The sequence below is a fragment of the Polymorphobacter multimanifer genome, assembly GCF_014205635.1.
In the GTDB taxonomy this organism is placed as follows: domain Bacteria; phylum Pseudomonadota; class Alphaproteobacteria; order Sphingomonadales; family Sphingomonadaceae; genus Sandarakinorhabdus; species Sandarakinorhabdus multimanifer.
Window position 1 is genome coordinate 79,794 of the sequence record NZ_JACIIV010000012.1, and the last position, 13,327, is coordinate 93,120.

General features: G+C 67.9%; 13 protein-coding genes. 3 read left to right on the top strand and 10 right to left on the bottom strand.

Features of this window, described 5'->3' with window-relative positions:
- The first annotated feature begins 63 nt into the window (after window positions 1-63).
- Window positions 64-1,692 carry an amidohydrolase gene (locus FHS79_RS09495; protein WP_207792291.1) on the top strand — a complete coding sequence of 543 codons (1,629 nt, stop codon included), beginning with the start codon at window positions 64-66 and terminating at the stop codon, window positions 1,690-1,692.
- Window positions 1,693-1,714: 22 nt separating this feature from the next.
- Here FHS79_RS09495 and FHS79_RS09500 read toward each other — a convergent pair whose 3' ends face one another.
- Entirely contained in the window at window positions 1,715-1,924 is a 210-nt protein-coding gene (locus FHS79_RS09500; RefSeq protein ID WP_184198865.1) for a hypothetical protein, read from the bottom strand.
- A 178-nt stretch (window positions 1,925-2,102) separates the two neighbouring features.
- On the opposite strand from FHS79_RS09500, the gene FHS79_RS09505 reads away from it, so the two are divergent.
- Window positions 2,103-3,344 (top strand): Gfo/Idh/MocA family protein, encoded by a 1,242-nt coding sequence (locus FHS79_RS09505; protein ID WP_184198868.1) that lies wholly within the window; start codon window positions 2,103-2,105, stop codon window positions 3,342-3,344.
- 500 nt (window positions 3,345-3,844) lie between these two features.
- On the opposite strand, the gene FHS79_RS09510 is transcribed toward FHS79_RS09505, so the two are convergent.
- From FHS79_RS09510 to FHS79_RS09550, 9 genes are all read right to left on the bottom strand, one after another.
- A complete protein-coding gene (locus tag FHS79_RS09510) occupies window positions 3,845-6,082 on the bottom strand; it encodes a penicillin acylase family protein (protein WP_184198870.1) in 2,238 nt (745 codons plus the stop codon).
- A 67-nt stretch (window positions 6,083-6,149) separates the two neighbouring features.
- Window positions 6,150-6,863: an SDR family oxidoreductase gene (gene bdcA / locus FHS79_RS09515; protein WP_184198873.1), complete on the bottom strand. Its 714-nt coding sequence runs from the start codon at window positions 6,861-6,863 to the stop codon at window positions 6,150-6,152.
- A 26-nt stretch (window positions 6,864-6,889) separates the two neighbouring features.
- Window positions 6,890-7,501 carry a redoxin domain-containing protein gene (locus FHS79_RS09520; protein ID WP_184198876.1) on the bottom strand — a complete coding sequence of 204 codons (612 nt, stop codon included), beginning with the start codon at window positions 7,499-7,501 and terminating at the stop codon, window positions 6,890-6,892.
- A 45-nt stretch (window positions 7,502-7,546) separates the two neighbouring features.
- Window positions 7,547-9,637, bottom strand: a complete 2,091-nt coding sequence (locus tag FHS79_RS09525) for a protein-disulfide reductase DsbD family protein (protein ID WP_184198879.1) — start codon at window positions 9,635-9,637, stop codon at window positions 7,547-7,549.
- A gap of 163 nt (window positions 9,638-9,800) precedes the next feature.
- Window positions 9,801-10,274, bottom strand: coding sequence for a 30S ribosomal protein S9 (rpsI, locus tag FHS79_RS09530; RefSeq protein ID WP_184199002.1), 474 nt, complete (start codon window positions 10,272-10,274; stop codon window positions 9,801-9,803).
- 62 nt (window positions 10,275-10,336) lie between these two features.
- The gene (gene rplM, locus FHS79_RS09535; RefSeq protein WP_184198882.1) at window positions 10,337-10,849 is read right to left on the bottom strand and encodes a 50S ribosomal protein L13; all 513 of its coding nucleotides are present in this window, start codon (window positions 10,847-10,849) and stop codon (window positions 10,337-10,339) included.
- A gap of 122 nt (window positions 10,850-10,971) precedes the next feature.
- Entirely contained in the window at window positions 10,972-11,409 is a 438-nt protein-coding gene (locus tag FHS79_RS09540; protein ID WP_184198885.1) for an NUDIX hydrolase, read from the bottom strand.
- Window positions 11,396-11,758, bottom strand: coding sequence for a DUF2237 family protein (locus FHS79_RS09545; RefSeq protein ID WP_184198888.1), 363 nt, complete (start codon window positions 11,756-11,758; stop codon window positions 11,396-11,398). The genes FHS79_RS09540 and FHS79_RS09545 overlap by 14 nt, the downstream gene beginning before the upstream one ends.
- Window positions 11,755-12,807: a COX15/CtaA family protein gene (locus FHS79_RS09550; RefSeq protein WP_184198891.1), complete on the bottom strand. Its 1,053-nt coding sequence runs from the start codon at window positions 12,805-12,807 to the stop codon at window positions 11,755-11,757. Before FHS79_RS09550 ends, FHS79_RS09545 begins: the two co-directional genes overlap by 4 nt.
- A 133-nt stretch (window positions 12,808-12,940) precedes the next feature.
- Between FHS79_RS09550 and FHS79_RS09555 the strand changes: the two genes are divergently transcribed.
- Window positions 12,941-13,306, top strand: a complete 366-nt coding sequence (locus FHS79_RS09555) for a MerC domain-containing protein (RefSeq protein WP_184198894.1) — start codon at window positions 12,941-12,943, stop codon at window positions 13,304-13,306.
- The last annotated feature ends 21 nt before the right edge of the window (window positions 13,307-13,327 follow it).

Here is a 13,327-nt window from a genome sequence, read left to right on the forward strand (position 1 = left end):
GGCATTGGACGAAACCGGGCCTATCTTGCACGCAAACACGAAGACCTGTTGGGGGAACGACCGTTGAAGACCTTTGCGACCATGTTGCTGCTCGGCGCTGCGATGCCGGCCGGCGCGCAGACCGTTTACACCAATGCCAATGGCTACACGCTCGATGAGGCGGGCGCGCTGCAGCGCTTCGCGACGCTGGTGGTGGGGCGCGATGGCAAGGTGGCTGCGACGCTGCCGGCTGGCGCAGAACTGCCCCGGGGCAAGAAGATCGACGTGGGCGGCAAGACGCTGCTGCCGGGGCTGATCGATGCGCATGGCCATGTGATGAGCCTGGGGGAACTGGCGCTGCGGGTGGATCTGAATGGCACGGGCTCGCTTGCCGAGGCGCAGGCGCGGCTGAAGGCGTACAGGAGCAGCGGCGGCTGGGTGCTGGGGGGCGGCTGGAACCAGGAGCGCTGGAACCTCGGGCGCTTCCCGACTGCGGCCGAACTCGATGTCGCGATCGGCGACAAGCCGGCGTATCTGACGCGCGTCGATGGCCATGCCGCCTGGGTGAATGCACGGGCGCTGGCGCTTTCGGGGATCACCAGGGACACACCCGATCCTGCCGGCGGGCGCATCGAGCGTGATGCGCAGGGGAATGCCACCGGCGTGCTGGTGGACGCGGCGATGAAGCTGGTGCGTGACAAGATTCCGGCTCCCACGGTGAAGGAGCAGGATGCGGCGCTTGCCAAGGCGCTGGAGATCATGGCGTCGGTGGGGATGACCGGCGCGCATGATGCCGGCATGGGGCCGGCGGACTGGGCCCGCTACCAGCGCTTCCTGAAGCGCCGCAAGCTGACAGCGCGGATCTATGCAATGGCGCGCGGACCCGATGCCGTGGCGGCGATTGCGCCCAAGGGGCCGATCGGCTGGGATTCGAAGGACATGCTGGCGATGCAGGCGATGAAGCTGCAGGCCGATGGCGCGCTGGGCTCGCGCGGTGCCTGGATGCGCGCGGATTATTCGGACAAGCCGGGCGAGAAGGGCCTGCCTTTTTATGAGGAAGGGTTGCTGCGCCGCATGATCATCGACACCTCGGCCAAGGGCTTTCAGGTGAATGTCCATGCCATCGGCGATGCCGCCAATGGGGCTGTGCTGGCGGCCTTTGCCTCGGTGCCGGCGGAGCAACGGGGGGCGCTGCGCCACCGCAACGAACATGCGCAGATCGTCAGCCTCGATGATCTGCCGCGCTTCACCCGGCTCGGGATCATCGCCTCGATCCAGCCGACGCATGCGACGTCGGACAAGGGAATGGCCGAGGCGCGGGTGGGCGAGCTGCGGTTGCAGGGCGGCTATGCATGGAAGACGCTGATCGATTCGGGGACGAAGATTGCCGGCGGATCGGATTTTCCGGTCGAGCCGCCGAACCCCTTCTATGGCCTGCATGCGGCGGTGACGCGGATGGACCGCAACGGGGCGCCTCCGGGCGGCTGGCGGGCCCGCGAAGCGCTGACGATGGTGCAGGCGTTCCACTCGTTCACGCTGGGGGCGGCCTATGCGGGCCATGCCGAGAGCAAGGTCGGCAGCCTGACGCCCGGCAAATGGGCGGACTTCATCATCGTCGACCGGGATCCGTTTGTGGAACCCGCGGCCGGGCTTTGGCGGACGGGGATCGAGAGCACCTGGGTGGCGGGGAAGCCGGTGTTCAGGAAGAAATAGCCTGCTGCGGCCGCCGGGGGGCTCAGCGGCCGTAGAGGGTTTTCGTTGCGCGGCGCGCGAGCACCAGTCCGAGGATGAAGGTGACGATGGCGGCGATGAGCAGCGGCGCCATCCGCGGCGCGTCGACGATCGCCCAGGCGCCGAAGCAGCCGGACAGGGTGAAGCCGGTTACCGACCCGATGCGGGTGAGGACCGTCTGGCGATCGGTCTGGCGGCTGGTGCTGTTGCGCATGGCGATGGCCTAGCCGATTTGGCGGCGTGCGCAAAGGCCGGGGCGGCGCGGGTGCGGCGGGCGGTCGCAGCCGATGCGGTCGGGCCGCGATGGCCATCGGCGGACCCGGCCCACGATATCGGAACCCAAGTGGTGGTCGGGCTGTACTGTTGGTGTCAGCAACAAAGGAGATCCGCATATGGACGGCGCCGGCATTTCGCGACGGGGTTTCATCGGGCAAGCGCGCGACACGGCGGTTGTCGCGCTCGCTGCTGCGGGCGCTGCCGGATCGGTTCTTGCGCAGACCGGAGGCGGGGCGGGCGGGAGCGTCGTCGCTCGTGGCCGTCCGATGCCCGATGGCGTCAGCCTGCCTTCCTCGCCGCTGCGTCCGAAGCGGCAGGACAGCGTTGGCTATGCGGTCGTCGGCCTCGGAGATTACGCTCTCAACCAGATGATGCCGCGCTTTTCGCGGTCGGAACGGTCGCATATCGCTGCGCTGGTATCGGGCAATCCCGAAAAGCTGCGCCGCGTCGGGGACGCCTATGGCGTGCCCGCCGATGCTCGCTACTCCTATGAACACTATGAGCGCATTGCCGCCGATACGCGTATCGACGCGGTGTATATCGTGCTGCCGAGCGGGCTTCATGCCGAATATGCGGTCCGCGCCTTTGCCGCGGGCAAGCATGTGCTGTGTGAGAAGCCGATGGCGCTCAACAGTGCGGATTGCGAGCGGATGATTGCCGCCGGGGAGCGTGCGAACCGGCGACTGATGATTGCATACCGCGTGCATTTCGAGCCCCACAACATGGAGGCGATGGCGTTGATGCGGCGCCAGGCGGCGGGCAACATCCGCTTTGTGCGGACCGAGCAGCTTTCGCGCACCGACCCGAAGTCGCGGCCGGCGGAGAATTGGCGGATCGACCGGGCGCTCGCCGGCGGCGGGCCACTGGAGGATTTCGGCATCTACGGCCTGCAGGCGGCGCTGTACCTGACCGGCGAGATGCCCGAAGCCATCACGGCCACCACCTTTCAGCCGAGGAACGACCCGCGGTTTGCGCAGGTCTTTGCCTCGGTGGCGTCGCAGCTGCGCTTTCCCTCGGGCGCGATCGCGCAGCTGATGACGTCGTACGACTCGGACGGATCGAACATCGCGCATGTTCGCGGCGACACCGGAGCGCTGATCATGGATCCGGCAACGGGCTATGAGGGCCACAAGATGCGGCTGGAAGGGCGCGAGAGTCGCGACTTTTCGCTCGGCGATCCGACGGTGCAGTTTGCGCGGCAACTCGACAATTTTTCGGACGCCGTGCGCGACAATGCGACGATCCGGACCCCTGGCGCGATGGGCCTGCGCGACGTCCGGCTGATCGAGGCGATCTATGCTGCCGCCGGGACAGGGAGCGTGGTGCGCTTGAGCCCGGATGGCCGGATGCGCCGTTGACGAGGGCAGGGAAAAGGCTCCCGCGCGCTGGAGGGAATTCCGCTTTCTTTCGTAAGGTCCGGGCCCCCGCACTGCCGCTTCGCGACTGTCCCGCCTGGCGTGGGGGAGGGAGGTGTGGCGCTCGGTGGTCGGCACACTTCGGGGTTTCGTTAGTGCCCGTGCCCGTCGTCGGAACCGGCTTGCCAGGGGCGCGTGCTCCCCGGATTGTCTTTCAGCTCTGATCTGTTGAGCGCCGGTTTTCCGCTTCGGCGGACCAGTTTGCCGGGTGCTTCGACTTCCGTGAGGAGGTCGAGCGGGTGGTGATCAATGGGTCGCGCGCACATTGCCGGGATGATTCGGCGGTGACGATGCTCGACACGGTGGAGCTGCGGTTCTGCCGGCACGCTATCGAAATCGGGCTGCTGGGGACGAATCCGGCAAGTGCGACCCTGGTCGATCGGTTCGGCCGACATGACAAGGAAGGCGCCCCGCTTTCGGCGGCGCATTGCGGGCAGCGGCGGCTATTCGCGGAGGCGCAGCACCTCGCCGACCTGGGTGGCGGCGATTTCGGCCTTGGTGAAGGGGAGGCGGTTCCACTGCTTGGCGGAGTATTGGCGGGTCTGGTCCCCATACCATGGCGAGGCGGGATCGGTGGACTGGGAATAGCTGAGGACGGCGTCGGCGACCGGGCCGGTTTCATCGAAGGTGACGACCTGGATGTAGCTGGTGCCATGGACGGGGTTGAGGCCGCCGGGGACGGCCATGCTGCGCTGTACGTTGAGGACGCCGTGATCGCCCTCGCCGCCGTGGATGGCGATCTTCTCGCCGCCGCGCGGGGCCCATTGGACGTCGCCCCACGGGGCATCGAGCGCGAAGCCGGCCTGGCGCACGTCGGCCATGGCCTTGGCGATGATCGCCTTGAGCTTGGTGCTCTGTTCGCCGCTGGTGACGAGGGTGTGGGGGGTGTTGACCGGATCGGCGACGCTGAAGGGCGTGGCCCAGAGGCCGGGGATGTTTTGAGCGGCCATCCAGATGTGGTGGAAGAGGAAGGCGCCGCGGCTGCTGTTGTCGAACCGCTGGTCCCAGCCTTTGAGGGCGGTGGCGGCGGGGCCGAGGGCTGGATCGGATTCGGCCAGCGTGATGAGGGCGGGCAGCGCCAGTTCGGCGGCGAGGCTCTTGTTGGCGAAGGCCATGGTCTTGGCAGTTTCGGGGGTCATCTTGCCCGCGGCGAGATTGCGTTCGATTTCGAGAAGGCCCGAGCGGGTGCGGAGCGTGCGGACGGTTTGGGATGAGCCGAGAATTGGGGAGAGCGGCGTGGCAGGGGCCTTGGGAGTGGTGAGCCAGTAGCTGTCGTTGGAGTTCGCGACCCAGTCGCGGCGGGCGAAGACGGCCTGGTCGGTGGCGGGCATGAGGCCGGCGACGGGGGTACCCTTGGCTGCGGTCCAGTCGCAGCTCGACTTGCTGCCATCGAGGAGGACGAAGCGGGCGGCGACGCGCGGGCTGAGCGGGGTGGCGCAGGCCTTTATCTGGTCGGCGCTGACATTGGGGACGGCGGTGACATCGGCGAGCAGGGCGTTGCCGGCGCTGTCGGCGGCGATGGTGTTGACCCATGGGATGCCGAGCGTGGTTTCCACCGCCTGTCGGATATCGGCAGTGCTGCGTGCGGTGGCGATGCCGAGCCAGGCGGTGAGGCCGCGCTGGTTGCCGCGATTGGCCTCCTTGAGGGCATAGGCGGTGGTCTTGCTCCAGCCGAGGCCTGCGGCAGGGGCCATGACCATCGGGCCGAAACGGCTGGCGTAAACGGTGCGGGTGATGGGTTGGGCGCCGGCGGGAACGGGGACACTGATCGTCTGCGCGGTCATTTTTTCGGGTCGGCCGTCGACGATGTAGGTCATGGGGTCGGCCGCATCGAGGGTGAGGGCGTGGATGGTGAAGTGGCGGGCGGCGGTCACAGTGTGGGTCCAGGCGACATGCTTGTTGAAGCCGAGCGACGGGAAGGGGGTGCCGCCGATGCCGACGCCCATCACGTCGAGCATGCCGGGCACGGTGGTGTGCATCTGCCAGAAGCGCGCCGAGCCGAACCAGGGGAAGTGCGGGTTGCCGACGACGAGGCCGCGGCCATTGGCGGTGCTGTCCGCACCGAAGGCCCAGCCGTTGGAGCCGAGGCCCATTTCGGTGGGGATGTCGATGTTGAGCGCGGTCTGCCCGCTGGGGGGGGCGGCGTTGGCGATGGCGGGGGCGAAGACGAGACTGCCTGCGAGGAGCATCTGCTTTTCGTTGAGGCGGAGCAGATCGTCGGTGGTGATGGGGCGCACCCAGGGCTTGCCGCGGCAGGCCTCGGGGACACGCGCGGGGCCGAGATCGCGGAGGAGGCGGTTCCAGCCGGCGGCGAAGCCGGTGAACAGGTCGCGCTCGCGGGCGCCGGCGCGGCGCCATTGGGCCTTGAGGGCGGGGAGATCGAGGGTGCTGCGGAAGAACACGTCTGACGAGACATTGTCGACGGTCTGGAAGCCGAGCGTGGCGCTGCCCGCCGGGCCGAAGTGGAGGCTGCGGGTGCCTTCGACGGTGGCGAATTCCTCGGCGAGGAGGCAGAGATTGTCCTGCCCATAGGCATAGGCGACGCCATAGCCGAGGCCGGCGAAATCGGGCGCGGTGATGTGCGGGATGCCATGCGCAGTGCGGACGATTTCGGCGCGGAAGCCGCGGGCTTCGGCGGCGGTGCCGGCGAGAAGGACGATGATGACGGCGGCGGCGCGCATGGCTGTTTCTTCCCCTATTTTCTGGGGTGGGTAGGGTTTCAGCCGGGGGTTGGCAATGCTGACGTGCCTAGATGCCGATGCCGCCATCGATGGTCTGGGTGGTGCCGGTGATCATCGCGGCGGCGGGGCTGGCGAGAAACATCACCAGTGCAGCGATTTCGTCGGCACGGGCGTGGCGCTTGATGGCCATGGCGCTGTGCATGTGCCTGGCCATCGGGCCGGTGGCGGGGTTCATGTCGGTATCGACCGGGCCGGGCTGGACGACATTGACGGTGATGCCGCGCGCTCCGAAATCCCGCGCAAGGCCGCGACCGATGCCCTGGACGGCGGATTTGGAGAGCGAATAGGCGGTGGTGCCGGGCCATGGCACACGGTCCCCATTCACCGAGCCGATGATGATGATGCGGCCGTTGTCGGGCATCTTGCGGCTGGCCTCGACGGCGGCGTGATAGGGGGCGCGCACGTTGATATCGATCAGCCTGTCGACGGCGTCGGGATCGAGCGTGGCGGGATCGCCCATCATGGCGACGCCGGCGTTGATGACCATGATATCGAGCGGGCCGGCGGCGGCGACGGCGGCGATGACGGCATCGCGGTCGGCGCTGTCGGCCTGAACGGCCTCAGCCCCGGTTTCGGTGGCGATGGCGGCAGCGGCTTCGGCCGAGCCCATGTAGGAGAAGCGGACCTTGGCGCCGGCAGCGGCGAAATGGCGGACGATGGCGGCGCCTATGCCGCGGCTGCCGCCGAGCACCATGACGGACTTGCCCTTGAAATCGCTCATCGTCGCTGCTCCCGATGCGGCCTGGTTCAGCCGGGGTATTTGACCGAGCAACCATAGGGCTTGGTGACCGCCGGCGACGGTGCCTTGCCGGCCTTCACCGCAGTGAGAGCGGCGAGAGCATAGTTGGTGCCGGCGAGCGCATCGTCCTTTTCGGCGGTGGGGCGATCGTTGATGGCGCCGTTGTAGGCGAGCCGGCCTTCGGGGGTGATGACATAGATGTGGGGCGTCGTCTTGGCGGCGTAGAGGGTGCCGACAGTGCCGCGCGGATCGAGAAGGTAATGGGCAGGCGCCGACTTGTCGGTGGCAAGCTGGGCCCTGGCCTGGGTGCCGGTCATATGGCCCTGCTTGCCGGGGGCGCCGCTGTTGATGGTGAGCCAGACCGCGCCTTCGGCTTTTGCTTTTGCCTGGGTCGCCTGCATGTTGCCGCTGTCATAATGGCCGCGGACGAAGGGGCAGCCGGGATTGGTCCATTCGAGCACCACGGTCTTGCCCTTGAAATCGGTGAGGCTGACCGGCTTGCCGTTGGCATCGAGGGCAGTGAAGGCGGGAGCCGGCTGACCGACAACCGGGGCAGCCGAGGCGACGCTCGACATGGCGAAGCCCGAGGCGATGAGGGCGAAGGGGAGCAGCGGGTTCATTGGGGATCTCCGTGGGAATGCCCAGCCTATCTTGGGTGCCGCGGTTCAGGTCGCAAGGCTGGTGAGATCGGATTCGGAGAGAATCTGGGGCAGCTCGCGCTCGCTGCCATCGGGCGCGTAATAGGCATAGACCGGGATGCCGGCGCGCTTGTGCTCGGCGAGCCAAGCGGAGATGGCGGGATTGGGGCGGGTCCAATCGCCTTCGAGCACCTTGATGCCCTTGGTCTTGAACGCCTGTGCCACGGTGGCGCTGCCGAGCGCACCCTTTTCGTTGACCTTGCAGGTGATGCACCAGTCGGCGGTCATGTAGAGGAACACCGGCTGGCCTTCGGCGCGGAGTGCGGCAAGGGCTTCGGGGGTGTAGGGGCGGGCGTCGAGGCTGCCGGCGACTTCGGTGGGCGCGGCCGTCGCGGACGGGGTGGTGCCGACGGGGATGAGCAGCACGGCGGCGACGGTGGCGGCGAGGGCGGCGCCGGTCGGCAACCAGGTGCTGCTGCCGCCGTGCTGGCGCGCACCCAGCCACCAGAGGAACAGCCCGAGCAGGACGGCACCGAGCAGGCCGATCGCCATGCCATCGACCCCGGCCTGGCGGCCGAGGACCCAGGCGAGCGCAAGCGCGGTGAGGAACATCGGCACGCTGAGGATGGCGCGCAGGCGGTTCATCCAGGCGCCGGGTTTTGGCAAGCGGCGGCGCAGGGCGGGCACGAAGCCGATGAGGAGGAACGGCAGTGCCAGGCCGAAGCCGAGGCCGGCGAAGACGAGCAGGCCGGCGACGGGGGGCAGGACGAGGGCCGCGCCCAGCGCGCCGGCCATGAACGGGCCGGTGCAGGGGGTGGCGATGAAGGCAGCGAGGGCGCCCGTGGCGAAGCTGCCGACGGCATCGCCGCGCGCCGTGACGCTGCTGCCGAGGTTGCCGGTGGTGAGGTTGATCTCGAACAGCCCGGCGAGGTTGAGGGCGATCGCGGTGACGAGGAGCAGCAGGAAGCCGATGACGCGCGGATCCTGCAACTGGAAGGCCCAGCCGATTTCGCTTCCGGCGGCGCGAAGGCCCAGGACGAGGCCGCCGAGTGCGGTGGTGACGAGGATGACGCCGGCGGCATAGGCAAGGGCGTCGGCGCGGGCCTTGGGGGCTTCGACATTGCCCTTGGCGAGGCTGAGCGCCTTGAGGCTGAGGATGGGGAAGACGCAGGGCATGATGTTGAGCACGAGCCCGCCGAGAATGGCGAGGCCGAGGATCGGCAGCAGGCCCGACCAGTCGGCGGCTTCGCCGTCGCTGCCACCGGAGCCGGAGGCGGCGAGTGGTGTGCCGGCGGCGGGGACGGCGCCGGGCTCGGCGGTGAAGGTGAAGCCGAGGGTCTCGCCGGCCTGGCGGTCGATGCGGATGAGGCCGGTGAGGGGGGCGGCGAGATCGGGCATCGACGCGGCGGTGGTTTCGATGCGGAGCTCGTCGCCGATGACGGTGACGGTCTGCGGGGCGGCATAATCGATGATGCCGTCGCGATCGGGGAAGAAGTGCGCAGCCTTGACGTCGCCGGGGTTGGCGAAGGGCATGGCGAGGATGAAGCGGTCGCCTTCGGTCTTGTGGCGGATCTTCCAGTCGACCGGCTTGGGAAGGGCTTCGCGCGCCTTGGCGAAGGCGGCCGACGCAGCGGCATCGGCGGCGCCATCGCCGATGGTGAGTGGCAAGGTGAGGGTGGCGAATTCGGGGACGCACTGCTGGTCCGAGCACACGAGCCAATCGATCTTGACGCTGATCGGGAAGCTGGTCCCCGGCGTGAGGCCTGCCGGTGGCGTGACTTCGGCAACGAGCGCGTTGGGGTGGGCATAGACATGGTTCATCAGCCCCGAGACGAGCAGCGTTTCGGGCACCGGATAGCGCGGCTCGGCCGGGGCAGGGGTGCCTTCGGGCAGGGTCCATTCGAGGCGCGTGGGGGCGCCGGCATCACCGGGGTTCGACCAGTAATTGTGCCAGCCGTCCTTGGGGCTCAGCGTGATGATCAGGCTGAGCGGCTGGCCGGGGGCGGGGGTGCTGGTTTCGGCAGCGATGCTGATGCGCGTGTGTTCGAGATCGGCGGCGGGTTGCGCCGCTGCAGGAAAGGCGAGCAACGCCAGAAGGGCAATGAAGAGGCGAATCATGCGCGGCTTATGCCGCACTCGGGGGTGCGGTGGAAGCAGTGTGACTTTTCCGCCTTTGAAAGGATTTGTTTCAGGGCGCCGCGACGCTTCGCTGGCCCGAAGGCATGAAAAAAGGGCGCGCCGGCGGTGACCGACGCGCCCTTTCGGAAGATGGGAGAAGCGATCAGCGCTTCGAGAACTGGAAGCTCCGGCGGGCCTTGGCCTTGCCGTACTTCTTGCGCTCGACGACGCGCGGATCGCGGGTGAGGAAGCCGGCCTGCTTGACGACGGTGCGCAGCGTCGGCTCGTAGCGGGTGAGCGCCACCGAGATGCCGTGCTTGACCGCACCGGCCTGGCCGGAGAGGCCGCCGCCGACGACGGTGCACATCACGTCATACTGGTCCCGACGTTCGGCAACGTCGAAGGGCTGGTTGATGACGAGGCGCAGCGTGGGGCGGGCGAAATACACCGTCTGGTCCTTGCCGTTGACGATGATCTTGCCGGTGCCTGGCTTGAGCCAGACGCGCGCGATGGCGTTCTTGCGCTTGCCGGTGGCATATGCGCGGCCATGGGCATCGATTTCCTGCTCACGGATCGGCGGGGGCGGGTTGTTGCTGTTGGCGATGCTTGCGGGAACATTGCCCTCGGCATCCTTCATGGAGCCGAGATCGGCGAGGGACTGACGCGAGTCCTGGGCTTCGGCGGAGATGATGTCGCTCATTATTCAGCGGCCTTCGCGGTAAGGGTGGTGTTCTTGCGGTTCATTGCGGCAACGTCGAGCACTTCGGGGCTCTGTGCTTCATGCGGGTGGGTTGCGCCGCCGAAAACGCGCAGGTTGCGCATCTGCTGGCGACCGAGCGGGCCGCGCGGCACCATGCGCTCGACAGCCTTGATGAGCACGCGCTCGGGGAAGCGGCCTTCGAGCACCTTGGCGGGCGAGGTTTCCTTGATGCCGCCCGGATGGCCGGTGTGGCGATAATAGCGCTTGTCCTGCGCCTTGTTGCCGGTGAAGCGGACCTTGCCGGCGTTGATGACAATGACATTGTCTCCGCAATCGACGTGCGGGGTGTAGCTGGGCTTGTGCTTGCCGCGCAGGCGGTTGGCGATGATCGAGGCGAGGCGGCCGACGACCAGCCCTTCGGCATCGATGATCAGCCACTTCTTCTCGACTTCGACCGGCTTGATCGAAGCGGTGATGCGGGTGAGCGCACGGGTGGGATTTGGCTTGGACATGGGAGACAGCATCCGGTTCGTGAAATGAAGACGCGCCGGAGGGATGCCCCGACGCGAATGACGCGGCATATGCGCGAAGGCGGGAAATGCGTCAAGGAATTCCGTCGTTTTCGGATGCGGTATCAGGATACCGTATAATTCAGCGTGGCTAGGCAGGCGGCAAGGCGTTGCTGCAAATGGGGAATTGCTTGCGGGTGGGCCAGGAATTGCGTGACCGGCATGAGGGTTGGATCGCACCCTTCCGAGCCGAAGCGGATGGCAGGGATGTCGGCCGCTTCGAGGTGCAGTGCCAGGAAATGCGATGGCAGCGGGGTGTCGTGGCTGTTCGGATAGGACCTGGCATAGATGATGCGGGCGGGCGGCAGGTCGAGGCCGAACTCCTCGTGGAGCTCGCGGAGCGCGCATTGCACGGGGGATTCGGTGCCCTCGCGGCCACCGCCGGGAAGATCGATACAGCCGGGGAAGGGGATGGTGGGGATATCGTCGCGCCGATAGACAAGGACATGACCGTGGTGGAGGGCTGCGAGCTTGGCGCCGCCAAACGGTTCAGCTTTCAGCATGTGCCTGGAGATGGCCGAGGGCGGTGATCTCGAGGGTTTTTTCGTGGGTGGCTTCGAGGACGATGTCGGGGGCGAAGCCGGCGCGGCGGGCTTCCTCCCAGCGCGCGGCGCACAGGCACCAGCGGTCCCCGGGCTGGAGGCCGGGGAAGCCGTATTCAGGCCGCGGCGTGGACAGGTCGTTGCCGGCGGTCTTGCTGAACGCGAGGAACTCGGCGGTGACAATGGCGCAGACCGTGTGGATGCCGCGATCGAGCGCATCGGTGTTGCAGCAGCCGTCGCGCTGCCAGCCGGTGAGCGGATCGGTGCTGCACAGCTGCAGCGGGGTGCCGAGGACGTTTCTTGCGGTCATGATCGTGAGCTCACGGGTTTCTGCACCGACCAGTGCGCCGCCCAGACGGTGGCGGCCACAAGGAGCGCGCCGCAGGCCTGGTGGGCGACGCCGAGCGGCAGCGCCACGCCGCTGAGGACGGTGGCGACACCGAGGGCGAATTGCGCGGAAATGGTGACGGCGAGGGCTGCGGCCTGCGGGCGGGCGCCGGCCTGCCAGAGACGCACGGCCACCAGCAGGGCGGCGGCGGCGACGGCGAGGGCAAGGCTGCGGTGGATGAAATGGACGGTGAAGGGATCGGCCGTCAGCCCGGCCCATCCGCCGGCGAGACCCGGCGGGACGAGGGCGCCGGCCATCTGCGGCCAGGTGTCCGACGCATGGCCGGCGCGCAGGCCGGCGGTGAAGGCGCCCCAGACGATCTGCACGGCAAGGACGGCGGCGAAGGGGATGACCCAGCGATGCGGGCGGGGTGTGGTGGAGCGGGCAGTGCGGGTGAGATCGAGTGCAGTCCAGATCAGCCCGGCCATGATGGTGAGGGCGGTGCCGAGGTGCACGGCGAGGCGGGTGTGCGCGACTTCGGTGCGGCCGACGAGGCCTGACGATACCATCCACCAGCCGATCGTGCCCTGGAGTGCGCCCAGCGCCAGCAGCGCCAGCAGCCGCGGCTTGTAGCCGGCGGGTATGCGGCCGCGGAGCCAGAACCAGGCGAGTGGCAGGGCAAAGGCGAGGCCGATGACGCGGCCGAGCAGGCGATGAACATATTCCCAGAAAAAGATGCCCTTGAACGCGGCAAGGCTCATCCCGCTGTTCATGAGCTGGTATTGCGAACTTTGCCGATAGGCGGCGAATTCGGCGGCCCAGGCGGCGTCGGTGAGCGGTGGCAGCGTGCCGGACACGACATCCCAGCGCACGATGCTAAGGCCGGATTCGGTGAGGCGAGTGATGCCGCCGACCACGACCATCGCGAACACCAGTCCGGCGACGCCGAGCAGCCATCCGGCGACCGCTGCCGGTGCTGCACGCGAGGCCGGTGCGATGGAGGTGTTCAACCGGGAGGCGAGTGTGGCCATCCGCCGCTCTTAGCCGCAAAATCGACTTGCGTTCAATGTCGTCACGGTCGCAGAGCGGGGTGCGGCATCGGCAGCTTTGGTCGGCGCGGTCATGGCAGTTGTGCCGGCGCATGAGACAATGTAACAGAAGCTGATGAAGACCGGGAAGAATTCCAACCTCGACCGCGCCGCGATTCTCTTGTCGGGCCTGTGTCTTGTCCATTGCCTTGCAGGGGCGTTGCTCGTGGCGGGACTGACGCTTGCCGGCGGCTGGATGAGCCATGATGTGCATGCGATCGGCCTGGCGCTGGCGTTGCCGCTGGCAGCGGTGGCGCTCTGGCGGGGGTTCCGGCTGCACGGGCGGGTTGCGGTGCTGCTGCTCGGCGCGGCCGGGATCGGGCTGATGGCGGCATCGGTTTTCATGGAGCATGCGGAGCATGCCGAACTGACGCTTTCGGTGGCAGGGGTGATCGTGCTGGCGCTCGCGCATCTGTGGAACATGCAGGCCGTGAGACGCTGACGCCTTGCCGCAGCGGGAGGA

Coding starts and splice junctions, on each gene's coding strand:
- FHS79_RS09510 (WP_184198870.1), bottom strand. CDS start 6,082: ATGCGCGCCGCCGCCGTCATCATCGTCCTTCTCGCCGGCACCGCCGCC.
- FHS79_RS09525 (WP_184198879.1), bottom strand. CDS start 9,637: ATGATTCGCCTCTTCATTGCCCTTCTGGCGTTGCTCGCCTTTCCTGCA.
- rpsI (WP_184199002.1), bottom strand. CDS start 10,274: ATGAAGGATGCCGAGGGCAATGTTCCCGCAAGCATCGCCAACAGCAAC.
- FHS79_RS09505 (WP_184198868.1), top strand. CDS start 2,103: ATGGACGGCGCCGGCATTTCGCGACGGGGTTTCATCGGGCAAGCGCGC.
- bdcA (WP_184198873.1), bottom strand. CDS start 6,863: ATGAGCGATTTCAAGGGCAAGTCCGTCATGGTGCTCGGCGGCAGCCGC.
- FHS79_RS09555 (WP_184198894.1), top strand. CDS start 12,941: ATGAAGACCGGGAAGAATTCCAACCTCGACCGCGCCGCGATTCTCTTG.
- rplM (WP_184198882.1), bottom strand. CDS start 10,849: ATGTCCAAGCCAAATCCCACCCGTGCGCTCACCCGCATCACCGCTTCG.
- FHS79_RS09520 (WP_184198876.1), bottom strand. CDS start 7,501: ATGAACCCGCTGCTCCCCTTCGCCCTCATCGCCTCGGGCTTCGCCATG.
- FHS79_RS09540 (WP_184198885.1), bottom strand. CDS start 11,409: ATGCTGAAAGCTGAACCGTTTGGCGGCGCCAAGCTCGCAGCCCTCCAC.
- FHS79_RS09545 (WP_184198888.1), bottom strand. CDS start 11,758: ATGACCGCAAGAAACGTCCTCGGCACCCCGCTGCAGCTGTGCAGCACC.
- FHS79_RS09500 (WP_184198865.1), bottom strand. CDS start 1,924: ATGCGCAACAGCACCAGCCGCCAGACCGATCGCCAGACGGTCCTCACC.
- FHS79_RS09550 (WP_184198891.1), bottom strand. CDS start 12,807: ATGGCCACACTCGCCTCCCGGTTGAACACCTCCATCGCACCGGCCTCG.